General features: G+C 59.0%; 16 protein-coding genes and 3 tRNA genes. 11 read left to right on the forward strand and 8 right to left on the reverse strand.

The genetic code is table 11. The features are described 5' to 3' along the window. Window positions 1-7: 7 nt before the first annotated feature. The 4 genes from recC (at window position 8) to recD (ending at window position 11,759) form a co-directional block, all read left to right on the forward strand. The gene (gene recC / locus OJ965_RS06385; RefSeq protein WP_140925011.1) at window positions 8-3,385 is read left to right on the forward strand and encodes an exodeoxyribonuclease V subunit gamma; all 3,378 of its coding nucleotides are present in this window, start codon (window positions 8-10) and stop codon (window positions 3,383-3,385) included. Window positions 3,386-3,493: 108 nt separating this feature from the next. Further along, window positions 3,494-6,385, forward strand: a complete 2,892-nt coding sequence (gene ptrA, locus OJ965_RS06390; protein ID WP_265138369.1) for a pitrilysin — start codon at window positions 3,494-3,496, stop codon at window positions 6,383-6,385. Then, complete coding sequence (gene recB / locus OJ965_RS06395; protein ID WP_265138371.1) at window positions 6,382-9,921, forward strand: exodeoxyribonuclease V subunit beta; 3,540 nt, start codon at window positions 6,382-6,384, stop codon at window positions 9,919-9,921. Before ptrA ends, recB begins: the two co-directional genes overlap by 4 nt. Then, the gene (gene recD / locus OJ965_RS06400) at window positions 9,918-11,759 is read left to right on the forward strand and encodes an exodeoxyribonuclease V subunit alpha (protein WP_167432426.1); all 1,842 of its coding nucleotides are present in this window, start codon (window positions 9,918-9,920) and stop codon (window positions 11,757-11,759) included. Before recB ends, recD begins: the two co-directional genes overlap by 4 nt. A 52-nt stretch (window positions 11,760-11,811) precedes the next feature. On the opposite strand, the gene argA is transcribed toward recD, so the two are convergent. Beyond that, a complete protein-coding gene (gene argA, locus OJ965_RS06405) occupies window positions 11,812-13,140 on the reverse strand; it encodes an amino-acid N-acetyltransferase (protein ID WP_009087010.1) in 1,329 nt (442 codons plus the stop codon). A 232-nt stretch (window positions 13,141-13,372) separates the two neighbouring features. Here argA and amiC point away from each other — a divergent pair, with 232 nt between their 5' ends. Then, window positions 13,373-14,617, forward strand: coding sequence for an N-acetylmuramoyl-L-alanine amidase AmiC (gene amiC, locus OJ965_RS06410; RefSeq protein ID WP_046102475.1), 1,245 nt, complete (start codon window positions 13,373-13,375; stop codon window positions 14,615-14,617). A 113-nt stretch (window positions 14,618-14,730) separates the two neighbouring features. Here the strand turns inward: amiC and OJ965_RS06415 are convergent. From OJ965_RS06415 to OJ965_RS06425, 3 genes are all read right to left on the reverse strand, one after another. Further along, window positions 14,731-14,807 (reverse strand) — tRNA-Met (locus tag OJ965_RS06415). Between the two features lie 59 nt (window positions 14,808-14,866). After that, a tRNA-Met gene (locus OJ965_RS06420) sits at window positions 14,867-14,943 on the reverse strand. A gap of 60 nt (window positions 14,944-15,003) precedes the next feature. Continuing rightward, window positions 15,004-15,080: transfer RNA gene (locus tag OJ965_RS06425), tRNA-Met, on the reverse strand. 203 nt (window positions 15,081-15,283) lie between these two features. Here OJ965_RS06425 and mltA point away from each other — a divergent pair. Both mltA and tcdA read left to right on the forward strand, forming a co-directional pair. Next, window positions 15,284-16,432, forward strand: a complete 1,149-nt coding sequence (gene mltA, locus OJ965_RS06430; protein ID WP_009087006.1) for a murein transglycosylase A — start codon at window positions 15,284-15,286, stop codon at window positions 16,430-16,432. A gap of 48 nt (window positions 16,433-16,480) precedes the next feature. Continuing rightward, entirely contained in the window at window positions 16,481-17,293 is an 813-nt protein-coding gene (gene tcdA, locus OJ965_RS06435) for a tRNA cyclic N6-threonylcarbamoyladenosine(37) synthase TcdA (protein ID WP_046102474.1), read from the forward strand. Here the strand turns inward: tcdA and csdE are convergent. Then, window positions 17,272-17,727: a cysteine desulfurase sulfur acceptor subunit CsdE gene (csdE, locus tag OJ965_RS06440; RefSeq protein ID WP_046102473.1), complete on the reverse strand. Its 456-nt coding sequence runs from the start codon at window positions 17,725-17,727 to the stop codon at window positions 17,272-17,274. The genes tcdA and csdE overlap by 22 nt on opposite strands. A gap of 2 nt (window positions 17,728-17,729) precedes the next feature. After that, window positions 17,730-18,938, reverse strand: a complete 1,209-nt coding sequence (gene csdA, locus OJ965_RS06445) for a cysteine desulfurase CsdA (RefSeq protein ID WP_265138380.1) — start codon at window positions 18,936-18,938, stop codon at window positions 17,730-17,732. A 209-nt stretch (window positions 18,939-19,147) separates the two neighbouring features. On the opposite strand from csdA, the gene OJ965_RS06450 reads away from it, so the two are divergent. From OJ965_RS06450 to rlmM, 4 genes are all read left to right on the forward strand, one after another. Further along, complete coding sequence (locus OJ965_RS06450; protein ID WP_009087002.1) at window positions 19,148-19,372, forward strand: YgdI/YgdR family lipoprotein; 225 nt, start codon at window positions 19,148-19,150, stop codon at window positions 19,370-19,372. A 333-nt stretch (window positions 19,373-19,705) separates the two neighbouring features. Continuing rightward, window positions 19,706-20,623, forward strand: coding sequence for a transcriptional regulator GcvA (locus tag OJ965_RS06455; protein ID WP_046102471.1), 918 nt, complete (start codon window positions 19,706-19,708; stop codon window positions 20,621-20,623). Between the two features lie 50 nt (window positions 20,624-20,673). Continuing rightward, a complete protein-coding gene (locus OJ965_RS06460; RefSeq protein WP_009087000.1) occupies window positions 20,674-21,069 on the forward strand; it encodes a DUF423 domain-containing protein in 396 nt (131 codons plus the stop codon). Continuing rightward, a complete protein-coding gene (rlmM, locus tag OJ965_RS06465; protein WP_009086999.1) occupies window positions 21,062-22,162 on the forward strand; it encodes a 23S rRNA (cytidine(2498)-2'-O)-methyltransferase RlmM in 1,101 nt (366 codons plus the stop codon). Before OJ965_RS06460 ends, rlmM begins: the two co-directional genes overlap by 8 nt. 24 nt (window positions 22,163-22,186) lie before the next feature. Here the strand turns inward: rlmM and xni are convergent, their stop codons facing one another. Further along, window positions 22,187-22,942: a flap endonuclease Xni gene (gene xni, locus OJ965_RS06470; protein WP_265138383.1), complete on the reverse strand. Its 756-nt coding sequence runs from the start codon at window positions 22,940-22,942 to the stop codon at window positions 22,187-22,189. A gap of 35 nt (window positions 22,943-22,977) precedes the next feature. Next, on the reverse strand, window positions 22,978-24,342 hold the full coding sequence (ppnN, locus tag OJ965_RS06475) for a nucleotide 5'-monophosphate nucleosidase PpnN (RefSeq protein ID WP_265138385.1): 1,365 nt from the start codon (window positions 24,340-24,342) through the stop codon (window positions 22,978-22,980). Window positions 24,343-24,415 lie beyond the last annotated feature (73 nt).

The following is a 24,415-nucleotide window of genomic DNA, read 5'->3' on the forward strand; positions in this document are numbered from 1 at the left end:
AGTTGTCATGTTTCACGTCTATCACTCAAATCAGCTCGATGTGCTGAAGATTCTCGCGGCTGCGGTGATTAAACATGATCCTCTTGATGACCCTTTCGCGTCAGAAATGATACTGGTGCAGAGTCCGGGTATGGCGCAGTGGCTGCAGATGGAGCTGGCGCAGACCTTTGGCATTGCAGCCAACATCGAATTTCCGCTGCCCGCCAGTTTTATCTGGGAGATGTTCGTGCGCGTGCTGCCCGACATCCCGGTAGAGAGTGCCTTCAGTAAGGCCAGTATGAGCTGGAAGCTGATGCACCGGCTGCCGGTGATGCTGGAGCAGGAGGAGTTTACCTCCTTACGTCACTATCTCCATGACGACGGCGACAAGCGCAAACTGTTTCAGCTCAGCTCCCGTGTCGCGGATCTGTTTGACCAGTATCTGGTCTATCGCGCTGACTGGCTTAACAGCTGGGAGCGCGGCGAAAGTATCGACGGGCTGGGCGAAGCGCAGCGCTGGCAGGCCGCCCTGTGGCGCGATCTGGTGAGCTACACCCGCACGCTGCGACAGCCGGAATGGCACCGCGCGAATCTCTATGCGCGATTTATCCGCACGCTGGAGCAGGCGAAGAGCACGCCGGAAAACCTGCCCAGGCGGGTCTTTATCTGTGGTATCTCCGCACTGCCACCGATCTATCTGCAGGCGCTGCAGGCGCTGGGACGTCACATCGACATCCACCTGCTGTTTACCAATCCCTGCCGCGACTACTGGGGCGACATTCAGGACTATGCCTTCCTGGCGAAGCTGCAAAGCCGTCAGCGCCGCCGCCATGACGCTGAGGCGGCGCGTGGGCTGTTCCGGGACGCAGAGCAGGCGCCGCAGCTGTTTAACGAAGCCGGTGAACAGCAACTGACGAATCCGCTGCTGGCCTCCTGGGGCAAGCTGGGGCGTGACAACCTCTTTCTGCTCAGCCAGATGGATGCCAGCGACGACATCGATGCCTTTGTGGATGTAGAGCCGGACAACCTGCTGCACTGCATGCAGTACGATCTTCTCAATCTGCAGGACAGTGCCATCATCGGGCTGAACGCGGCGGAACTGGCGCACAGCGATCGCAAGCGCCTCCTCGATCCGGCGGATCGTTCGATCGTGGTGCAGGTCTGCCACAGTGCGCAGCGCGAAGTTGAGGTGCTGCAGGATCATCTGCTGGCGATGATGGAGGCTGATCCGACGCTGAAAGCACGCGACATTATTGTGATGGTGGCCGACATCGACGCTTATGCACCGTTCATTCAGGCTGTGTTCGCCAATGCGCCCGCCGATCGCTATCTGCCTTTTGCGATTTCAGACCGGCGGGCCAGTCAGGCGCATCCGGCCATCGTGGCGTTTCTGCATCTGCTGGCGCTGCCGGACAGCCGTTTTGTCTCAGAAGATGTGCTGGCGCTGCTGGATGTGCCGGCGCTGGCGTCCCACTTCGCCATCGATGAAAGCGGCCTGCGTTTGCTGCGGCGCTGGGTCAGCGAGTCAGGCGTGCGCTGGGGGCTGGATGATGCCAGCGTTGAAGCCCTCTCACTGCCGATTACCGGCCAGCACACCTGGCGCTTTGGCCTGCAGCGTATGCTGCTGGGTTATGCGATGGAGAGCCACAATGGCGACTGGGAGGGGATTCTGCCTTATGACGAGTCGAGTGGCCTCGTGGGGGAGCTGGCGGGCCATCTGGCTGAGCTGCTCGCGCGGCTGAATCACTGGCGTGAGCGGCTGGCGGAACCCCGCCCGCTGGCGGAGTGGCTGCCGATGTGCCGGGAACTGCTGAACGCCTTCTTCACGCCTGACGCGGAAACCGAGGCCGCTTTACTGCTGGTGGAAGAGCAGTGGCAGCAACTGATTCAGTACGGGATGGATGCGCGGTTTGAGGAGGCGATCCCGGTGGCGCTGCTGCGCGATGACCTGCGCAGCCGGCTCGATCAGCAGCGCATCAGCCAGCGCTTTCTGGCCGGGCAGATCAACTTTTGTACCCTGATGCCGATGCGTTCAATACCGTTCCAGCTGGTCTGTCTGCTGGGGATGAACGACGGCGTCTATCCGCGCACGCTTGCGCCGTTAGGCTTTGATCTGATGCAGCAGCAGTCCCGTAAAGGCGACCGCAGCCGCCGTGATGATGACCGTTACCTGTTTCTTGAGGCGATGCTCTCCGCTCAGCAGCAGCTCTATATCAGCTATATCGGCCGGGCGATTCAGGATAATACGGAACGCTATCCCTCGGTGCTGGTCACAGAACTGCTGGATTACATCGGACAGAGTTTTTACCTGGAGGGGGATGGTCATCTGGAGCTGGATGAGAGTGCCGGACGGGTGCGGGCGCATCTGCAGCACCTCAACAGCAGGATGCCGTTTGCCGCTGAGAATTTCCAGCCTGCCGCCAGACTGCAGAGCTTCGCCCGCGAGTGGCTGCCTGCCGCCCAGGGGGCGGGGCAGCCGCAACCCGAATTTGTCCAGCCGCTGACGGCCCCGGACATTGATGCACTCACCTTAGAGGCCTTTCTGCGCTTCTGGCGGCACCCGGTTCGCGCCTGGTTCCACCAGCGTCTCGGCGTGAGCTTCTGGCTGGAGGAGGATGAGCTGCCCGACAGCGAACCTTTTGCGCTCGACAACCTGGAGCGTTACCAGATCAATGCCCAGTTGCTGAATGCCCTGGTCGAAGGCGAGGATACCCAGCGGCTCTATGCGCACCATCGCGCCGCCGGTAATCTGCCCTACGGCGCATTTGGCGAACTCTTCTGGCAGGCGCAGCGTGATGAGATGCAGGAAGTGGCGGCGGAAGTGGTGAACCAGCGCAGCGACGGCGAGAGCTGGGAAGTGAATCTGCAACTGGAGCAGGTCAGCTTAACCGGCTGGCTGACGCAGGTGCAGAGCGACGGGCTCCTGCGCTGGCGGCCTGGCGTCCTCAACATGAACGATGGCCTGCTGCTCTGGCTGGAGCATCTGATTTACTGCGCGCTGGGCGGCACCGGCAGCAGCCGTATGTATGGCCGCCAGCAGAGCCGCTGGTGTTTTCCTGCCGTGCCGCAGTCAGAGGCGATGGCCGCCCTGAATGACTATATCGCCGGTTACCTCGACGGGTTGCGTCAGCCGCTGATGCTGCTCAGCAAAAGTGGCGGTGCGTGGCTGACCGCCAGCTACGACAAAAAGAGCCAGCAGTTACTCACGGATGAAGCCACGCAGCTGAAGGCGCGCAATCGCCTGCTGACGGCCTGGTCAGGCAGCTACCAGGTGGAGGGAGAGGGCAGCGACCCCTATCTGCAGCGGCTCTGCCGCGTGCTGGATGAGGCGCAACTGCAGCAGATCACTGAGGCGGCGCAGCGCTGGTATTTGCCGGTGCTGGCCGCACATCAGGATGATGAATAGCAGGTCAGATCGCATTTTGCAGACTGACTACACACACAGAAATTTTTGCCTGGCTTTGAGCCGCCGCGTCAGTAATTGGCGGCTTATCGGGAAACAAGAGGGGTTTACATGCGGCTACACGCACGCTGGATAGCGGCACTACTGTTGAGCCTGGTGGCTTGCACAGCCCAGGCGCAGACATCTGCAGGCTGGCAGCCACTTAACGACACCATTCGCAAAAGTGACCAGGACCCCCGAAACTATCAGGCCATCCGTCTCGATAACGGACTGACGGTATTGCTGGTGTCCGATCCGGTGGCACCGAAATCGCTGGCGGCGCTGACGCTGCCGATTGGATCGCTGGACGATCCCGATCAGCAGGCGGGACTGGCTCACTACCTCGAACATATGGTGCTGATGGGCTCAAAGCGCTACCCGCAGCCGGACAACCTGGCCGAGTTCCTGAAAAAGCACGGCGGCAGTCACAATGCCAGCACCGCCTCTTATCGCACCGCCTTTTATCTGGAAGTGGAAAATGCGGCGCTGGAACCGGCGGTCGACCGCCTGGCGGATGCCGTGGCGGCACCGCTGCTGGATCCGGTCAACGCTGACCGCGAGCGTCACGCCGTCAATGCCGAGCTGACCATGGCGCGCGCGCGTGACGGCCTGCGCATGGCTCAGGTCGGCGCTGAAACCCTGAACCCGGCACACCCGGCGTCGCGTTTTTCTGGCGGTAATTTAGAGACTCTGAAAGATAAGCCGGGCAGTAAACTGCACCAGGCGCTGCTGGACTTCTACCACTCGCATTACTCCGCCAACCTGATGAAGGCGGTCATCTACAGCAACAAACCGCTGCCGGAGATGGCGTCGATTGCGGCCAGAACCTTTGGCCGCATCAAAAATCACCATGCCAGCGTGCCGGAGATTAACGTGCCGGTGGTCACCGATGCGCAGCAGGGCATCATCATTCACTATGTGCCCGCCCAGCCGCGCAAGCAGCTCAAAATTGAATTCCGCATCGGAAACAACAGCGATCGTTTTCGCAGTAAAACGGACACGCTGATCAGCTACTTAATCAGTAATCGCAGCAAAAATACGCTGACCGACTGGCTGCAGAAGCAGGGGCTGGCGGACGGTGTCAATGCCGGCGCCGACCCGATGACCGAACGTAACAGCGGCGTATTTGCCATTACGGTCTCCCTGACGGATAAAGGCCTGGCGCAGCGTGATGAAGTGGTGGCGGCGGTATTCAGCTACATCAATCTGCTGCGTCAGCAGGGCGACGATAAGCGCTATTTCGATGAGGTCTCTCACGTACTGGCGCTCGACTTCCGCTATCCCTCCATTACCCGCGATATGGATTACATTGAGTGGCTGGCCGACACCATGCTGCGGGTGCCGGTGGAACACACGCTGGATGCGCCTTACCTGGCCGATCAGTACGATGCCGCCGCGATCGCTGCCCGCCTGCAGGAGATGACGCCGCAACGTGCGCGTATCTGGTACATCAGCCCGCAGGAGCCGCACAACAAAAAAGCCTACTTTGTGGACGCGCCTTATCAGGCAGAGAAAATCACGCCGCAGACCTTTGCTGACTGGCAGCAGCGCGCCAGTCAGATCGCGCTGGCAATGCCTGCGCTGAACCCCTATATTCCGGACGACTTCACGCTGCTGCCCGCTGACGGTAAAACCTGGCAGCATCCGGTCAGACTGGCTAATGATGACGGCATGCGCATTTACTGGATGCCCAGCCGCTATTATGCCCGCGAGCCAAAGGCGGCGATCACCCTGGCCTTACGCAACAGGCACGCTATCAGCGATGCGCGTCAGCAGGTGCTGTTCGGCCTGAATGACTACCTCTCCAGCCTGGCGCTGGACGAGCTAAATTCGCAGGCTTCGGTGGGCGGCATCAGCTTTTCAATCGGTGAAGATGAAGGTCTGGTGTTCAATGCCAGCGGCTTCACGCAGCGCCTGCCGGTGCTGCTGAAGAAACTGGTCGAAGGGTATGCCCACTTCCAGCCGACAGAGCAGCAACTGGCGCAGGCAAAATCCTGGTATCTGGAGCGGCTGGAGGCGGCGGAAAAGGGCAAGGCGTTCGAACAGGCGATTCAGCCGATGCAGATGCTCTCTCAGCTGCCTTATACCCAGCGCGAGACGCGCCGCAGACTGGTCAGCACGATCACGCTTGATGAGGTGACGGCTTACCGCGACGCGCTGTTCCGCGATGCGACGCCAGAGATGCTGGTGGTCGGCAACCTCAGTGCAGACAGCGTGACGCAGCTGGGACATGAACTGAAACAGCAGATGCAGAGTCACGCGACCCGCGACTGGCAGAGTCAGTATGTCTCGTTCGATAAACCGCTGAAGGCCAATCTGCAGCAGCCGGGCAGCAGTACCGACTCGGCGCTTGCCGCGCTCTATATTCCGCTGGGCTACAGCGAATATCAGAGCATGGCCAACAGCTCCATGCTGAGCCAGATCGTGCAGCCGTGGTTCTACAATCAGCTGCGCACAAAAGAGCAGCTCGGCTATGCGGTGTTTGCCTTCCAGATGCCGGTCGGCCGACAGTGGGGCGTTGGCTTCCTGCTGCAGAGTAACAGCCGGCAACCTGACTGGCTGCTGCAGCGTTACCAGGCGTTCTATCCCGAGGCGGAAAAACGTCTGCGCAACATGAGCCAGGCCGATTTTGCGCAGTATCAGCAGGCGATGATCAATGACCTGCAGCAGCGTCCCCAGACGCTGGATGAAGAAGCCGATCGTTACAGCCGTGACTTCGATCGTCAGAATGAGACGTTTGATACCCGGCAGAAAGTGATAGAGCAGGTGCAGCTGCTCACCCCGGCCAGCGTGGCAGACTTTTTCCGTAAAGCGGTTATCGAACATAATGGCATGGTCATGACCTCGCAGATTGCGGGCAGTAACAATGGCAAAATTGACTATGCCCGGCAGCCTGGCTGGAAAACCTGGGATGAAGTGGCGCAGTTGCAGCAGTCGCTGCCGGTAAAGAGTGAGACCCAATGACGCAGTTACCCCCCGTATCGCTGAATCCTTTAACGCTGCCGCTCAGGGGTGAGCGGCTGATTGAGGCGTCTGCGGGCACCGGAAAAACCTTTACCATTGGCCTGCTCTATCTGCGCCTGCTGCTGGGGCTGGGCGAAGAAAACGCCTACAGCCGGCCGCTCTCGGTTGAAGAGATTCTGGTGGTGACCTTTACCGAGGCCGCCACCGCCGAGCTGCGCGGCCGTATCCGCGAGAACATCCACCAGCTGCGTCTGGCCTGTATCCGCGGCAAAAGCAGCAATCCGATGCATCAGCAATTACTGGAGCAGATGCCGGATCTGAGTCAGGCCGCGGCGCAGCTACTGGCCGCCGAAAGGCAGATGGATGAAGCCGCCATCTTTACCATCCACGGCTTCTGTCAGCGGATGCTCAATCTGAATGCGTTTGAGTCGGGCATGCTGTTTGAGCAGGAGCTGATCGAAGATGAGCAGGCGCTGCTGAAGCAGTCCGCCGCCGACTTCTGGCGTCGCCAGTGCTATCCGCTGTCGCTGGATGTAGCGCGGATTATCGCCGCAGAGTGGAGCGGGCCGGACAGCCTGCTGAACACGCTGCGTCCCTGGCTCCAGGGCGAAACGCCAGGACTGAAACGACCGCCCGCGGCCGATGAGACGCTGGCCTCCCGCCATGCCCGCAATCTGGCGCGCATCAACGCCATCAAACAGCAGTGGCAGGCGCTGAGTCGCGACGTTGAAGGCATCATCAGCGCCTCAGGCGTGGATAAGCGCAGCTACAGCAGTAAACATCTGCCCAACTGGGTCGCCAGAGTCACCCAGTGGGCCAGCAGTGAGACGCTGGATTATCAGCTGCCGAAGGAGCTGGAGCGGTTTGGCCAGCAGGTGCTGGAGGAGAAAACCAAAAAGGGTGAAGCACCACGCCACGCCCTGTTTGAGGCCATCGACCAGTTTCTGGCAGAGCCGCTGTCGCTGCGGGATGTGATCATTGCTCAGGCGCTGATCGATGTGCGCGCCACGGTTCAGCGCGAGAAGCGGTTGCGGGCGCTGTTAGGTTTTGACGACCTGCTCAGTAAGCTGGATGAGGCGCTGCGACAGCCTGGCGGGGTTCTGCTCGCTGAAACCATCCGGGCGCGTTTCCCGGTCGCCCTGATTGACGAATTCCAGGATACCGACCCGCAGCAATATCGTATTTTCCGCACGCTCTATGTGAATCAGCCGGAGCAGGCGCTGTTTCTGATCGGTGACCCGAAACAGGCGATCTACGCCTTTCGCGGCGCGGATATCTTTACCTATCTGCGGGCCAGAAACGAAGTCAGTGCTCACTACACGCTGGATACGAACTGGCGCTCTTCGCCGGAAATGGTCGAAAGCGTTAACCGCCTCTTCTCGCAGCTGGAGTCACCGTTCCTGTTCTCGGCAATCCCTTTTCAGCCGGTGCAGCCTGCGGCACCCAATCAGTCACTGAAACTGATTTATGATGGGCAGCCGCAACCGGCGTTACGCTTCTGGCTGCAACCCGGTGAGGGCGTCGGCAGCAGTGATTATCAGCAGTTTATGGCGCAGCAGTGTGCCGCCGACATCAGCCGCTGGCTGGTGGCCGGACAGCAGGGGCGCGCCTTTGCAGGTAGAGGGGAGGCGCTGCAGCCGGTGCGGGCTTCCGATATCACGGTGCTGGTGCGCAGCCGCAATGAAGCCACCTTAATCCGCGATGCGCTGAATGCGCTGGCGATCCCCTCGGTCTACCTCTCCAGCCGCGACAGCGTCTATACCACGCCGGAAGCGCGTGAATTACTCTGGCTGCTGCAGGCGATTCAGGCCCCGGAGCAGGAGCGCTTACTGCGCAGCGCGCTGGCGACTTCTATCTTTGGCATTGATGCGGCGACGCTGGAAACGCTGAGCCAGAATGAACGCGACTGGGATGCGCTGGTCGAGCAGTTTGCCGTCTGGCAGCAGCTGTGGCACCAGCGCGGCGTGTTACCGATGCTGCGCGACGTGATGATCAAACGACAGCTGGCGGAGAATATGCTGGCGTCGGAGAACGGAGAGCGGCGCCTGACCGATCTGATGCATCTTGGGGAATTGCTGCAGGAAGCCTCAGTGCAGCTGGAGAGCCCGCACGCGCTGGTGCGTTTTCTGGCGCAGCAGATTGCCCGCCCGAACAGCCAGGCCGCCAGCCAGCAGCTGCGTCTGGAGAGCGACCGCCACCTGGTGCAGATCATCACCATCCACAAATCGAAAGGGCTGCAATACCCGCTGGTCTGGCTGCCGTTTGCTGCCGGATTCCGCGAAGCGGCCAGTGCGCTTTATCACGACCGCGAAAGTTTTGCGGCTCTGCTGGACGTTCAGGGCGATGCACAAAGCCTGGCGCTGGCGGAAGAGGAGCGTCTGGCAGAGGATCTGCGCCTGCTCTATGTGGCGCTGACCCGCTCGGTGTATCACTGCAGCGTCGGGATTGCGCCGCTGATCAAAGGCACGCGCAAAAAAGAGGGCGAAAGCGACCTGCACAAGAGCGCGCTCGGCTATCTGATTCAGAAAGGCGAGGCGGCCGATGCGCAGCAGCTCAGCCGTTCTCTGCAGGCGTTAACCGGGACGGGCATTGCGCTGGTCGAGGCAGATCTGCTGCCCGGCGAACGATGGCAGGATGCGCAGCCGGGCGACGACGTCCTGAGCAGCCGCGTCGTGACTCAGGCGCGAACGGATGTCTGGCGGGTCACCAGTTATTCCGGCCTGCAGCAGCACCACAGTTCGCCGCTGCTGGACGCATTGCCCAGCTTCGATATTGACGCGGCGGGCGAAGAGGAGAGCGGTGAAGAGACGGCACTGACGCCGCACCATTTTCCGCGCGGTGCGGCAGCCGGTACGTTTCTGCACGGCCTGTTTGAGTCTATCGACTTTACTGAACCGCCGGACCGCATCTGGCTGGAAGATCAGCTGCAGCACAATGGCTACCCGCTGAGCTGGTTGCCGGTGCTGGAAGCGTGGATCGCGCGGGTGTTAGAGACCCCGCTCAACGCGGAGGGGCTGACGCTGTCGGCGATCAAAAGCAGCGAACGGCTGATCGAGATGGCGTTTTATCTGCCGATCGATAATCTGCTGACGGCAGCCGGGCTGGATGCGCTGCTGCGGCGGCACGACAGCCTCTCTCAGCAGGCTGCCTCGCTGGATTTTCGTCAGGTGCGGGGCATGCTGAAGGGCTTTATCGATCTGGTCTTCCGCTGGCAGGGAAAATATTATCTGCTCGACTACAAGTCGAACTGGCTGGGGGAAAGCCACAGCGCTTACACCCAGGAGGCGATGGCGCAGGCGATGATCGGGCACCGCTACGATCTGCAGTATCAGCTCTATACGCTGGCGCTGCATCGCTATCTGACCCATCGCCTGCCGGATTACCGCTACGATCGAGATTTTGGCGGCGTCTTTTATCTGTTTTTGCGCGGGATGGATGGCAGCTCGCCCGACAACGGCATTTTTGCTACCCGCCCCTCCGCAGAGTGTGTGGAGGAGATGGATGCACTGTTTGGTAAGAACGGAGAGAGAGGATGAGTGACATGCTGAGTCTGCTGCTGCAGGCAGTCGACAAACGTCTCCTGCGTCCGCTGGATATTCAGTTTGCCCGCCTTGTGGCTGCTGAATCACAGCCTGCGCTGCTGCTCGCGGCGGCCTGCGTCAGCGCCGAGGCGGGCGAAGGGCACGTCTGTTTACCGCTGAGCAACCTCTGTGAAGCCCGGCTGTTTGCCGGCCGGCAGCCTGCACTGGCTCAGGCGATCTGGCAGGCTGCTGGTGCGCCCGATAACTGGTCAGCTCGTCTTGCTGACTGGTCGGCGGTCAGCGACGGCAGTCGGGTGACGCCCCTGGTGCTGAGCAATCAGCGTCTCTACCTGCATCGTCTGTGGCACAGCGAAGGCCGGGTCGCCGACTTTTTTGCCGCTCAGGAGATGACCTCCGCGCTGGATATGCGTGCCGCCGGTGAGGTGCTCAACAGCCTGTTTGGTGACCAGCCGGAAAACTGGCAGAAGATTGCGGCGGCGGTGGCGCTGACCCGCAAGACGGCGGTGATCTCCGGCGGCCCCGGCACCGGGAAAACCACCACCGTGGCGAAACTGCTTGCGGCGCTGATTCGTCTGCATCCCGGCGCGCTGCGGATCCAGCTGGCGGCCCCGACCGGCAAAGCTGCCGCGCGGCTGACCGAATCCCTGGGCAGGGCACTGCAGGATCTGGCCGTGAGTGACGAAGAGCGTCAGCGTTTTCCTGCTGAAGCCACGACCCTGCATCGCCTGCTGGGCGCGCAACCTGATACCCAGCGCCTGCGCTATCATGCCGGTAACCGGCTGCATCTTGATGTGCTGGTGGTGGATGAAGCCTCGATGGTCGATTTGCCGATGATGGCCAAACTGATTGCCGCGCTGCCGCCGCATGCCCGCGTGGTGTTTCTGGGCGATCGCGACCAGCTGGCCTCGGTTGAGGCGGGGGCGGTATTGGGCGACATCTGCCGCTGTACCGAAAGTGGCTACAGCCAGGCGCGGGCAGAACAGCTTGCCCAGCTGACCGGTTGCACCCTGCAGGGCAGTGACGATCTTCAGGCGCCGACGGTGCGCGACAGCATCTGCCTGCTGCAGAAAAGTTACCGTTTTGACGCCTCATCCGGCATCGGTCTGCTGGCAAAAGCCATTAATCGTGGTGACGCGGAGGAGGTCAGGGCGGTGTTTGCTGAGGCCTATGAGGATGTCAGCTATCAGCCGCTGGACAGTGCGGAAGCCTATCAGGCGATGCTGGATGAAGTCGCCGCCGGTTATCAGCCCTTCCTGCAGCTGATCAGGGAGCAGGCCTCACCCGCAGAGGTGATTGCGGCGTTTGGCCGTTATCAGCTGCTCTGTGCACTGCGAGACGGCCCCTTTGGCGTGCAGGGGCTGAATCAGCGCATCGAACAGCGGCTGATGCAGCTGCAGCGCCTCCGTCGTCCTGGCATCGGCAGCCGCTGGTATGCCGGGCGGCCGGTGATGATCACCCGTAATGACAGCGCGCTCGGCCTGTTTAACGGCGACATTGGCATAGCGCTGCGTGATGATGAGGGCAACCTCCGGGTCTTTTTCCCGCTGCCGGATGGCACGATCAAAGCGATTCAGCCGAGCCGTTTACCCTCACATGAAACCGCCTGGGTCATGACGGTGCATAAATCACAGGGGTCGGAGTTTGACCACACTGCGCTGGTCATGCCAACTCAGTCTCTGCCGGTACTGACCCGCGAACTGGTTTACACCGCCATTACGCGCGCGCGGCGTCAGCTGACCATCTACAGCGAACCGGGTGTGTTTCAGCGCGCCGTGCAGCTGCAGACGCAGCGACGCAGTGGTCTGGTCGATCGCCTGAGCGCAGCAGGATAGAAGAGAGGGGGAGAGTTCACATCCATGATCGCTCTCCCCCGGAGGGGTAAAATCAGGTGAGGTCGGCCATCAGCACTTTTGAGCGCCGCTGATAGTTGTACATCTCTTTTTTACTTTCCGGCAGTGACTCGATATCTACCGGCGTAAAGCCGCGCTCCTGGAACCAGTGGATGCTGCGGGTGGTTAACACGAACAGTTTTTCCAGCCCCATCTGGCGCGCCTGAAGCGCCACACGCTGCAACAGCATCTCACCGCGTGAAGAGCTGCGGTAGTCCGGATGCACCGCCACACAGGCCATTTCGCCAATCTTCTCATCCATAAAGGGATAGAGTGCCGCACAGGCGATGGTCAGGTTATCGCGCTGAATGATGGTGAATTTATCAATCTCCATCTCCAGCTGCTCGCGTGAGCGGCGAACCAGAATGCCCTGCTGCTCAAGCGGCCGGATCAGTTCGAGGATGCCGCCAATGTCGTTGATGTTGGCACGGCGGATCTGTTCTGCCGACTCCATCACGATCTGCGTACCGATACCGTCGCGAGAAAAGAGCTCCTGCAACAGCGCGCCATCTTCCTGATAGCTGATCAGGTGGCTGCGGCGGACTCCGCTGCGGCAGGCTTTCACCGCCCCCCTCAGGAAGCGCACCGTGCCGGAAAGATAGTCACCTTCCTTTTCAATCTCGTCGATGCGGGCCTGCGCATCGTTCGGGAAGAGTTCGGAAATGATCTCGCCGTCGCTGTTCAGCACGCCCTGCTCAGAGCAGAAGCCGATCATTTTTTCCGCTTTAAGTTTGATCGCCAGCTGGGTGGCGACCTCTTCGGAGGTCAGGTTAAAGCTCTCGCCGGTCACGGAAACTGCCACCGGGCCAAGCAGCACAATGGCGTCGTTATCCAGCTGACGATGAATCGCCGCCTCATCAATACGACGGATGCGGCCGCTGTGGCAGTAATCCACGCCATCATCCACGCCCAGCGGCTGTGAAATGATGAAGTTGCCGCTCACCACATTGATATGCGCACCCTGCAGCGGCGTGTTGTTCAGACTCATCGAGAGGCGGGCCGTAATATCTAACTGCAGCCGGCCGGCCGCCTGTTTTACCAGCTCCAGAGATTGCGCGTCGGTCACCCGGGTAAACTTATGATAAACCGGCTCCAGTTGCTGCTGCGCCAGACTGGCATCAATCTGCGGGCGGGCGCCATAGACCACCACCAGGCGGATACCCAGGCTGTGAAGCAGGCCGATATCATTGACGATGCCGGAGAAGTTCTCATGCTCAATCGCCTCGCCACCCAGCATGATGACAAAGGTTTTACCCCGGTGGGCATTGATATAGGGAACGGTATGGCGAAACCCCTGAACCAGCTCGGTACTACGTTCCTTCACGGCCAACCCTCAATGAATGTTTATTCGTATTTTTTGTATTTTTATGCTTTTGCGTGCCATTTTGCAAGCCTTAATCCTGACGAAAATTTACGTTTTTATGAGTGTCAAAGCCGCTAACAGCCTGCATTATTTAGGTTTTCCGGGGTGACATCATTCCGGGGATTAGATAAAGTTTTCGCCGCCATTTTATTAACTGGCGCTTTTTTAGACATTACTCAGCAGCTGGAGCGGCATGTCAGACGTTAATTCCCATTTTTCACGCAGACGATTTTTACAGGGGACAGGCGCCTTACTGCTGTTAAGCGTCAGCCGCACCGGGCTGGCGGCAAAAAATCACATTGTGGCCGTGCGCATCTGGCCCTCATCGACCTATTCACGGATGACGCTGGAATCCAGCGTTGAGCTGAAATATAAGCAGTTTGCGCTGAGCAATCCTGAACGCCTGGTCATAGATATTCAGGGCCTGCACCTTAATCCGGTCCTGAAAGGGGTCAATAAACTGGTGCGGGTCGATGATCCCTTTATCAAACATGCCCGGGTCGGCCAGTTCGACAGCGACACGGTTCGCGTCGTTCTCGAACTAAAGCGCAACGTTTCGCCGAAGATCTTTAATCTGGCCCCGGTCGCCGGAATCAATCACCGGCTGGTGGTGGACCTCTATCCGACCCAGAACCAGGCGGAAGACGATCCGCTGCTGGCGCTGCTGAAAGATTATAATCAGGGCGCGCTGGAGAAAGACGCCGGGGTTCAGGCCCCTCTGCCGGGCAGGGCGGGACGCGATCGACCGATTGTCATCATGATCGATCCGGGGCACGGCGGGGAAGATCCGGGCGCGCACGGCAAATATAAGACCCGTGAAAAGGATATCGTGCTGAAGATCGGACGGCGGCTTAAAGCGCTGATCGACAAAGAGTCCAACATGAAGGCGTACATGACGCGCAATGAGGATGTCTTTATTCCGCTGCGCGTCAGGGTTGCTAAAGCCCGTAAACAGCGCGCCGATCTCTTTGTTTCCATCCATGCAGATGCCTTCACCAGCCGGGCGGCACGCGGTTCGTCAGTCTTTGCCTTATCCACCAGCGGGGCAACCTCCGCCGCGGCCCGTTTTCTGGCTCAGACGCAGAATGAATCCGATCTGATTGGCGGCGTCAGCAAAAGCGGTGACCGCTATCTCGATCACACCATGTTCGACATGGTGCAGCGTCAGACGATCCATGACAGCCTGAAGTTCGGTAAAGAGGTGCTGCATCGCATGGGCCGCATCAACCATCTGCACAAGCGCACTGTCGATCAGGCGGGATTTGCCGTGCTGAAAGCCCCGGATATCCCCTCTATTCTGGTGGAAACGGCGTTTATCAGTAACGTGGAGGAGGAGCGGAAGCTACGCACCACCCGCTATCAGCATCAGGTTGCGGAGGCGATTCTGAACGGCATCAAAGCCTATGTGGAGAGCGGGGCCGCGCTAGCGCATCGCTAATTAACGTGCGGGTAGCCCCGGTTATCCGCAGACTTTTCGCCGTGGAAAGAGAGAAAACAGAAGAGAAGGGGAAGGGCAGAAACAAAAAAACACCCTTTCAGGTGTTTAAATAGTGGTTGCGGGGGCCGGATTTGAACCGACGACCTTCGGGTTATGAGCCCGACGAGCTACCAGGCTGCTCCACCCCGCGTCCGTCATGCGCTTTGCGACTTTTTATTTTCTGACATCTGTGAAACCGCTGCAAAAGTGTGGTTGCGGGGGCCGGATTTGAACCGACGACCTTCGGGTTATGAGCCCGACGAGCTACCAGGCTGCTCCACCCCGCGTCCGTCTTGCGCTTTGCGACTTTTCACATTGTCACTTCTGCCAGAGTGCTACAGAAGTATTGGTTGCGGGGGCCGGATTTGAACCGACGACCTTCGGGTTATGAGCCCGACGAGCTACCAGGCTGCTCCACCCCGCGTCCGTGGAAGCGCACTATACTCTCCGCGCTGATTGATGCAACCCCTTTTTGCAGATAAAAGCCAAATTAACAGCCAGTTGCTGAAGGATTCCCCCATCTGGCTAATTATTGAACTGTTCCGCGCGAGGTCAAAGCGGATGCATTTCATTCTGCCGGGGGCTTTGCTATCGTCGCGGGGCGAACAGTTATAAAAAGAGAAGAGAATGAAATTACATTGGGTGAAGTATGCACTCACTGGCGCGTTGATTACGCTGCTGGCGGCCTGTAGCTCTAAACCGACCGATCGCGGTCAGCAATATAAAGATGGCAAACTGGAACAGCCGCTGGCGCTGGTGAATCAGCCCAATGCCAAAGGCGCGCCGGTCAATGGCCGGGACTTTGGCGAGCAGGTTCGCCAGATCCAGTCCGCCTCGTCTGCGCTCTATGGTCGCCAGAACGGCACCTACAGCGCGATTGAGAGCTGGCTGATGGCGGGCGCCGACACCCGGCAGCTTCGTCAGTACGGGCTGAACGCCTGGCAGATGGAGGGCACGGATAACTACGGTAACGTACAGTTTACCGGTTACTATACGCCGGTGGTGCAGGCGCGCTACACCCGCCAGGGTGAATTCCAGTATCCGATTTACCGCATGCCGCCGCGCAAACGTGGTGCAAAACTCCCGAGCCGCGCCTCTATCTATAGTGGTGCACTCGATGACCGCTACATCATCGCCTACAGCAACTCGCTGATTGATAACTTCATGATGGATGTGCAGGGCAGTGGCTACGTCGACTTTGGCGATGGTCGCCCGATGAGCTTCTTTGGTTACGCCGGTAAAAATGGCTGGGGTTATCACAGCATCGGTAAGGAGCTGATCGATCGCGGTGAAGTGAAGCGCGAAGATATGTCGATGCAGGCGATTCGTCAGTGGGCGCAGGAGCACTCGCCGCAGGAAGTGCGTGCGCTGCTGGAGACAAACCCCTCTTTCGTCTTCTTTAAGGCGGAGCCTTTCACGCCGGTGCGCGGTGCCAGTGCGGTGCCGCTGGTGGCGAAAGCCTCTGTGGCTTCTGACCGCTCCATCATTCCGGCAGGCACGGTGCTGCTGGCTGAAGTGCCACAGCTGAATGAGAAGGGCAAATTCAACGGTAAGTATGAGATGCGCCTGATGGTGGCCCTCGACGTGGGCGGTGCGATTAAAGGGCAGCACTTTGATATCTATCAGGGTATCGGCCCGGACGCAGCGCATCTGGCGGGCTTCTATAATCACTACGGACGCGTCTGGGTGCTCAAAGCCGCGCCGGGGGCCGGTCAGCCGCTGTTCTCCAGCCCGCAAAACGGCAACAGTGGTTCACTGCTTCTGGGCGCTAACTGATTTCTTCTCTGCGGGCCAGCGGGCCCGCACGACGTAACAGGTTCAACTATGAAAGTGTTAAACGACGCCTGGCATCAGCGCTTTGGCGGCACGGCGCGTCTCTATGGTCAGGATGCGCTGCAACGGTTTGCTGACGCTCACTTCTGCGTGATCGGTATCGGTGGCGTCGGCTCCTGGGCCGCAGAGGCGCTGGTGCGCACCGGCATTGGCAAAATTACCCTGATTGATATGGATGATGTCTGCATCACCAATACCAACCGACAGCTTCATGCGCTGCAGGGCAACGTCGGTAAGGCGAAAACAGAGGTGATGGCTGAGCGTCTGCGCGCCATCAATCCTGACTGTGACGTGATCTGCATTGATGACTTTATTACGCCTGATAACACCGCGGAACTGATGGCAGCCGGTTTCGACTACGTGATTGACGCGATCGACAGCGTGCGGCCTAAAGCGGCGCTGATCGCCTGGTGTCGCCGCAATAAGATCCCGCTGATCACCACCGGTGGCGCAGGCGGGCAGATTGATCCTACCCAGATCCAGGTCGCCGATCTGGCGAAGACCATCCAGGATCCGCTGGCGGCAAAGCTGCGTGAGCGACTGAAAGGTCTGGGCGTGGTGAAAAACAGCAAAGGAAAACTGGGCATCGACTGCGTTTTTTCCACCGAGGCGCTGGTCTATCCGCAGGCGGATGGCAGCGTCTGTGCGTCACGCGCCACGGCAGAAGGGCCAAAGAGAATGGACTGTTCGTCTGGCTTTGGTGCGGCCACCATGGTGACCGCCAGCTTTGGCTTTGTCGCCGTTTCGCACGCGCTGAAGAAATTTCTGGCGCGCGCAGCCCGTCAGGATGCCGTCAGCGCCTGACGCGCGGCCTGCCGGACCGCGTCGGCCAGCGCCTGCAGGCCGCTGCTGCGTGAAGCACTAAGCTGAGCGCGCAGTCCCAGCGTATCAAACAGCGTCAGGGGATCGTCTGCCAGCAGCTGGTCAGGCATCCGGCCCTCAACAGCGGTCAGCAGTACCGCCAGCAGGCCACGTACGATGCGTCCTTCGCTGTCACCGTAGAAATGCAGCGCGCCATCCTCACGCAGCTGGCTGCCCAGCCAGACCCGGTTTTCACAGCCGCTCAGCTCAATGTCCGCGGTTTTCAGCGCTTCCGGCAGAGCCGGCAGCTGACGACTCAGCTGAATCAGCTGACGATAGCGATCTTCCCACTGATGAAAGTGGCTGAAACGCTCTGTCAGGCTGGCAACGGTAATCTGCTCGCCAAACGGGTGTGGCGCTAACAGCGATGAACACATAATCAAAACTCCGATAACAGCGCGACGGCGCTCTTCATGGCGCGCACCAGCGCATCAACATCCTGCAGGTTATTATAGGGGGCAAAAGAAGCCCGCAGCGTGCCGCTGACGCCCAGCGCCGCCAGTAGCGGCTGCGCACAGTGCTGACCGGCCCGCAGCGCGATACCCTGTTCGGCCAGCAGCGTCACCAGATCGCTGTGATGCTGATCGGCAAAATCAAAGGCCAGCAGGCTGGCAGTGCCACAGCGGAAGCTGCGGAAACCCGGCAGCTCCGCCAGCTGCTCCTCGGCCAGCGTTGCCAGCTGCTGGCTCCAGCGCTCCATCTGCGTCAGGTCGTACTGCGACAGCCAGCTCAGCGCGGCACTTAAGCCCACCACGCCCGCCACATTCGGTGTTCCTGCCTCGAAGCGCCAAGGCACCGGCTGCGGCGTAAAGCCCGTGAAATCGACATCGGTAATCATCTTGCCGCCGCCCTGCCAGGGTTCCATCGCCTCCAGCAGTTCAGCTTTGCCATAGAGCGCACCGATGCCCATCGGCGCGTAAATTTTATGGCCGGAAAAGGCGTAAAAGTCGATATCCAGCGCCTGCAGATCGGGCGGGCAGTGCACCACCCCCTGCGCGCCATCGACCATCACCCTGGCACCCACATCGTGCGCCAGCTGAATCGCCCGGGCGAGATCGGGACAACCGCCAGTGACGTTCGACATCTGGCCGAGCGCCAGCAGGCGGGTGCGGCGGTTCAGCAGGGCGGGCAACAGGTGGATATCGGGCAGCCGGTCCGGCCCTAAGGGCCATTTCACCACGCGCGCACCGCAGGCCTGGGCGGCCATCAGCCAGGGCACCAGGTTTGCGTGATGCTCTGCTTCGCTGACCACAATCTCGTCGCCGGGCTGTAAGCGCGGACGCAGCCAGCTGTTTGCCACCAGATTGATCGCTTCGGTGGTGCCGCGTGTCCAGACGATCTCACGATCGTCCGCGGCGTTAAGCCAGCGGGCAACCTGCGATCGCGCCTGCTCATAGCGCTGGGTCAGGGCCTGCGCGGCGGCAAACTGACTGCGGTGCACCGTGCCCGCACTCAGGCTATAAAACTGCTGCGTACTCTCAATAACAGCCTGGGGTTTCAGCGTGGTCGCTGCGCTGTCGAGATAGACACCGGCGTCGGCGAGTGCGGGAAACTGCTGGCGAAATGCGGTGGGATTAAATGCGGTCATGCCTGGCCCATAGTGTGAATAATCAGGACCACACTGAAAGCGTGGTCGGCGTCTGGCAAAGCTGGAAAAGCGCGTTATGCTGAATATTGCAAGGTTTGAACCAAACCCGCATAACGATCGGACGTTCACTGGTCGATCTCACTTATCGGCTGCCTCTGGTTAGCGTAACGCGGGTGGTTTGATGCAATCAATCTACAAGGAGATAGCAGATGAATAAACTTACCGCAGTGCTGGCCGTGTGTACTCTGGCTTTTACCCTGGCGGGCTGTTCAAGCAATTACGTGATGCATACCAATGATGGACGCACCATTGTTGCTGATGGCAAGCCTAAGGTTGATGATGATACCGGTATGATCAGCTATAAAGATGCGAATGGCAACGAGCAGCAGATTAACCGTACTGACGTCAAAGAGATGGTTGAGATGGGCCAGTAAGCAGCAAAAAAAAGCACCGCAATTTGCGGTGCTATTTAAAATCACTATGGACAGACAGGGTAAATCTACAGGAATTAAGAGTTCGATCCGCAATCGTCGGATCAAAAAATTGCAAACACAACATCACGACCACAAGCCAAAAGCTTTCAGAAAATCTGCGAACTCACTCACAAATCTAAAAACTTTTCGTTCCGGCTCAGGAAGTGCGGCAACTATAGGTATTTGCTGGTGGTTCCTCAACGGACAAATTATAATGCCTCGGATTAAAAATTCTAATACGTAAACGCTTTGTATAAGCCCGCGTATTTTTCGCCGATCCGGATACGGAAAACCATGTCGAAACGCCTTCCTCCTCTCAACGCACTGCGTGTTTTTGACGCGGCTGCGCGTCATCTCAGCTTTACCAAAGCCGCTGAAGAGCTGTTTGTCACCCAGGCAGCTGTAAGCCATCAGATAAAGTCTCTGGAAGATTTTCTCGGGTTAAAGCTGTTCAGACGGAGGAATCGTTCGTTATTACTGACGGAAGAAGGACAAAGCTACTACCTCGATATCAAAGAGATCTTCTCGGCGATAAACGAAGCGACCCGCAAGCTGCAGGCGCGCAGCGCCAAGGGGGCGCTGACCGTCAGTTTACTGCCGAGCTTTGCCATTCAGTGGCTGGTTCCCCGTCTCTCCAGCTTTAATATGGCTTATCCGGGGATCGATGTGCGCATCCAGGCCGTAGACCGCGACGAAGAGAAACTGGCCGACGATGTTGACGTGGCGATCTTTTACGGACGCGGTAACTGGCCGGGGCTGCGGGTAGAAAAACTCTATGCCGAATATCTGCTGCCGGTCTGTTCGCCGTCGCTGATGACCGGCGATAATCCGCTGAAAACGCCGATGGACCTGTCGCGCTTTACGCTGCTGCATGACGCCTCCCGCCGTGACTGGCAATCCTATATCCGGCAGCTCGGCCTGCAGCATATTAATGTGCAGCAGGGGCCGATCTTCAGCCACAGCGCCATGGTGCTGCAGGCGGCGATTCATGGTCAGGGCGTGGCGCTGGCAAATAATGTCATGGCGCAGAGCGAAATCGAAGCGGGGCGGTTAATCTGTCCGTTTAATGACGTCTTAGTCAGTAAAAATGCTTTTTATCTGGTTTGTCATGACAGTCAGGCAGAACTGGGTAAAATAGCGGCCTTCCGACAGTGGATCCTGGCAAAAGCCGCAACCGAACAAGAAAAATTCCGCTTTCGTTACCAACAATAACATCTTGATTTGTTTGCATTTCGATGCAAAAGCACCCTGAGGATCGGTTAATGTCCAGTCGTGCCATGTTTGTTTTTGCGGCTATCAGCGGTTTTCTGCTGGTGGCTTTTGGCGCATTTGGTGCCCACGTTTTACGTCAGTCGCTGGGCGCGGCTGAAATGGCCTGGATTCATACCGGGCTGGAATATCAGGCTTATCATACGCTCGCGGTGATGGGCCTGGGGGCGGCGATGTTGCGCCGTGCCAATATCTGGTTTTACTGGAGCAGTGCGCTGATGGCGCTCGGCACCGTGCTGTTCAGCGGCAGCCTCTATTGTCTGGCGCTGTCGCATCTGAAGTTTTGGGTTTTTATCACCCCCGTGGGCGGAATCTGTTTCCTCGCCGGTTGGGTATTGATGTTGATTGGCGCGCTGCGTCTTAAACGAAAGGCAGAACGCCATGAATAAAGTTTTACTCTATTGTCGTCCCGGTTTTGAAAAAGAGTGCGCGGCGGAAATCAGCGCCAAAGCGGCAGAACGTGAAGTCTACGGTTTTCCGCGGGTTAAAGAGGATGCCGGCTATGTGCTCTTTGAGTGCTATCAGTTTGAAGATGCTGAGCGTCTGGTGCGGGAACTGCCGTTTCAGGAGCTGATCTTTGCCCGGCAGATGCTGGTCGTGGGCGAACTGCTGCGTGACCTGCCGCAGGAGGATCGCATTACGCCGATTGTCGGTATGCTGACCGGCGTTGTTGAGAAGGGCGGCGAACTGCGTGTTGAAGTGCCGGACACCAACGAAGCCAAAGAGCTGACCAAATTCTGCCGTAAGTTTACCGTGCCGCTGCGCGCGGCCCTGCGTGAGAGTAAGATCCTGCTCAACTACGAAAGCCCGAAACGGCCGGTGGTGCATGTCTTCTTCATCGCGCCAGGTACCTGTTATGTCGGCTACTCCCTGCCGGAAAACAGCTCGCCGTTTTACATGGGGATTCCGCGCCTTAAGTTTCCATCGGATGCGCCAAGCCGCTCTACCCTGAAGCTGGAAGAGGCGTTTCACGTCTTTATTCCGGCCGATGAGTGGGATGAGCGCTTAGCCAGCGGCATGTACGCGGTCGATCTGGGTGCCTGTCCGGGCGGCTGGACCTATCAGCTGGTCAGACGCAGCATGATGGTTTACGCGGTCGACAACGGTCCGATGGCCCCGAGCCTGATGGAAACCGGTCAGGTGATGCACGAAAAAGCGGACGGTTTTAAGTTCCGTCCGCCACGCACCAATATCAGCTGGCTGGTGTGTGACATGGTGGAGAAACCGGTTCGCGTGGCAAATCTGATGGCCGACTGGCTGGTCAACGGCTGGTGCCGTGAAGCGATCTTCAACCTCAAGTTGCCGATGAAAAAGCGTTATGAAGAGGTAACGCAGAATCTGGCGATGCTTCAGGAAAGGCTGAATGAGAACGGCATCAACGCTCAGATCCAGGCGCGTCAGCTCTATCACGATCGCGAAGAGGTGACGGTGCATGTCCGTCGCATCTGGGCCGCCACAGGGGGGCGTCGCGACGAACGTTAATCGCCGGGCTGAGTGTTGCGGCACTCAGCCACGATAACGCAGCGTGTTCAGATTCCCTGCCAGCAGCAGATCCCGTTTCAGCGTCGCGACCTGACGGCTGATTTCCGCCATCTGCTGTCCTTCCGCGAGCTTTTCCCGCCATTTAGCCGGCACCTTATCGAGTTGCTGATAGATCCCCTCCAGCGTGTGAAACTCTGCGAGCAGCTGTTTCGCGCTTTTCGGGCCGATACCGCTGACACCCGGGATCTTACTGCTGCTGATCCCGCATAATCCCCAGAAGTCGGGCAACCGCTGCGGGGGAACGCCAAATTCGGCGTCGATAAAGGGCTGGTCGAGCCAGCGCTTCTGGAAGTAATCGCGGATGCGGATTTCCGGAGCCAGCAACTGGCAGTAGCCTTTATCCGTGGAGACAATAGTGGCCTGATGGCCAGCCTGGGCCATTTTGACCGCCAGCGTCGCCGCCAGATCATCTGCCTCATCCTCGCCCGCCATCCAGCAGCTTACCCCGGCGGCACGAAAGGCTTCCTGCAGCGCCGGCATCTGCGCCTGCAAATCCTCAGGCATCGGCGGACGCCCGCTTTTGTAATCGGCTAACAGCTGATGACGCCAGCCCTGATGACGCGCGTCGCCATCAAATACGGCCACGGCGTGCGTCGGGCGGGTGTGGCCTAAGACCTGACGCAGCGCGGCGACGCAGCCTTCGACACAGGGGGAGCCCTGAACCGCATGGAGACGGCGTATCAGGTTCAGCGCATCAACAATAACAAGATGAAGAGCCATGAGAGTCCGGGCAGCCCGATGGGCTGCCTCCTGGTTTATTTAATGATTTCGTAGCAGGGGATGTAGGCGGTGCCGGGCAGTTTCATACGCTGCTGAGCAACGAAGCCCTGCAGCAGCTCATCCATGCGGTGCATGATGTCGGCATCGCCATGCAGCCGGTAACGTCCCTTCTCACGGATTTCGCGGATCCCGATCTCTTTCACGTTACCGGCTACGATGCCTGAGAAGGCCCGGCGCAGGTCAGCAGCCAGCTTTTCAGGAGGCTGGTTGGTGTAGAGATTGAGGTTCGCCATGTTTTCATGGGTCGGCAGGAAAGGGATCTGCAGATCGGACTCGATGCGGATGGACCAGTTGAAACTGTACGCATCGCCGGTTTCGCGACGATTCTCTTTGACCTGCGGCATCGCTTTCTTCATCAGACGCGCCACTTCGGCTGCATCGTTGATGATGATCTGATAATGCTTACGCGCCTGCTCGCCCAGCGTGTTAACAATGAAATCATCCAGCACGCGGAAGTAGTCGGCACTCTCTTCCGGTCCGGTCAGGATCAGCGGCAGCACCTGGTCCTTGTTCTGCGGGTTCATCAGAATGCCCAGCAGGTAGAGCAGCTCTTCGGCGGTGCCGACCCCGCCCGGGAAAATGATAATGCCGTGGGCGATGCGCACAAAGGCTTCCAGACGTTTCTCAATGTCCGGCATGATGATCAGCTCATTGACCAGCGGGTTAGGCGGTTCAGCCGCAATAATTGAGGGTTCTGTGAGACCAATAAAGCGGCTGTCACGGTAGCGCTGCTGCGCATGGCCGACGGCGGCCCCTTTCATCGGTGCTTCCATGACGCCGGGTCCGCAGCCGGTACAGATATTCAGCTCACGCAGGCCCAGCTGTGTGCCGACATTGCGGCAATACTGATATTCAACCGCGTTAATGGAGTGACCGCCCCAGCAGACCACGGTGTTAGGGTACTCACCGATGTGCAGTGCCCGTGCATTACGCAGAATGGAGAAAACGGTGTTGGTGATCGTGGCGGAGTCATTCTCTTCACCCGCGGTTAAGCGCCCCGGCATGGCGAGCTGGCCGCTGACAAACAGGATGTCGCGCAGTACCGCAAACAGGTTCGCCTGCAGGGACCGGATGATGCGGCCATCCACAAAGGCCTCTTCCGGTGGGTTGATCAGCTCCAGTTTGACGCCACGCTCACGGCGCAGCACGTTGATGTCGAAGTTTTCAAAGCGGGAGAGCAGTTCGTGGCTGCTGTCAGTCTGGCTGCCAGAGTTAAGCACGGCCAGAGAGCAATTGCGGAACAGCTGATAGAGGTCGCTGCTGGCGGTGCGCTTGAGCATATCGACTTCCAGCTGCGAGAGCAGATCCATTGAGCCAAGGGGGCTGATATGGGTAATCAAATGAACTCCTTTACACCCGCCTGGGTGCGTGTTGGCACTGCAACGGCAGTGACGAAAATCCCTGGTCGGCAAC

Source organism: Pantoea anthophila (assembly GCF_026104315.1).
In the GTDB taxonomy this organism is placed as follows: Bacteria; Pseudomonadota; Gammaproteobacteria; order Enterobacterales; family Enterobacteriaceae; genus Pantoea; species Pantoea anthophila.

What these genes read in the sequence shown, in the direction of transcription:
- tcdA (WP_046102474.1), top strand. Translation starts at nt 16,481, where the DNA reads ATGAAAGTGTTAAACGACGCCTGGCATCAGCGCTTTGGCGGCACGGCG.
- OJ965_RS06450 (WP_009087002.1), top strand. Translation starts at nt 19,148, where the DNA reads ATGAATAAACTTACCGCAGTGCTGGCCGTGTGTACTCTGGCTTTTACC.
- recC (WP_140925011.1), top strand. Translation starts at nt 8, where the DNA reads ATGTTTCACGTCTATCACTCAAATCAGCTCGATGTGCTGAAGATTCTC.
- recB (WP_265138371.1), top strand. Translation starts at nt 6,382, where the DNA reads ATGACGCAGTTACCCCCCGTATCGCTGAATCCTTTAACGCTGCCGCTC.
- mltA (WP_009087006.1), top strand. Translation starts at nt 15,284, where the DNA reads ATGAAATTACATTGGGTGAAGTATGCACTCACTGGCGCGTTGATTACG.
- ptrA (WP_265138369.1), top strand. Translation starts at nt 3,494, where the DNA reads ATGCGGCTACACGCACGCTGGATAGCGGCACTACTGTTGAGCCTGGTG.
- OJ965_RS06455 (WP_046102471.1), top strand. Translation starts at nt 19,706, where the DNA reads ATGTCGAAACGCCTTCCTCCTCTCAACGCACTGCGTGTTTTTGACGCG.
- amiC (WP_046102475.1), top strand. Translation starts at nt 13,373, where the DNA reads ATGTCAGACGTTAATTCCCATTTTTCACGCAGACGATTTTTACAGGGG.
- csdE (WP_046102473.1), bottom strand. Translation starts at nt 17,727, where the DNA reads ATGTGTTCATCGCTGTTAGCGCCACACCCGTTTGGCGAGCAGATTACC.
- rlmM (WP_009086999.1), top strand. Translation starts at nt 21,062, where the DNA reads ATGAATAAAGTTTTACTCTATTGTCGTCCCGGTTTTGAAAAAGAGTGC.
- csdA (WP_265138380.1), bottom strand. Translation starts at nt 18,938, where the DNA reads ATGACCGCATTTAATCCCACCGCATTTCGCCAGCAGTTTCCCGCACTC.
- xni (WP_265138383.1), bottom strand. Translation starts at nt 22,942, where the DNA reads ATGGCTCTTCATCTTGTTATTGTTGATGCGCTGAACCTGATACGCCGT.
- OJ965_RS06460 (WP_009087000.1), top strand. Translation starts at nt 20,674, where the DNA reads ATGTCCAGTCGTGCCATGTTTGTTTTTGCGGCTATCAGCGGTTTTCTG.
- recD (WP_167432426.1), top strand. Translation starts at nt 9,918, where the DNA reads ATGAGTGACATGCTGAGTCTGCTGCTGCAGGCAGTCGACAAACGTCTC.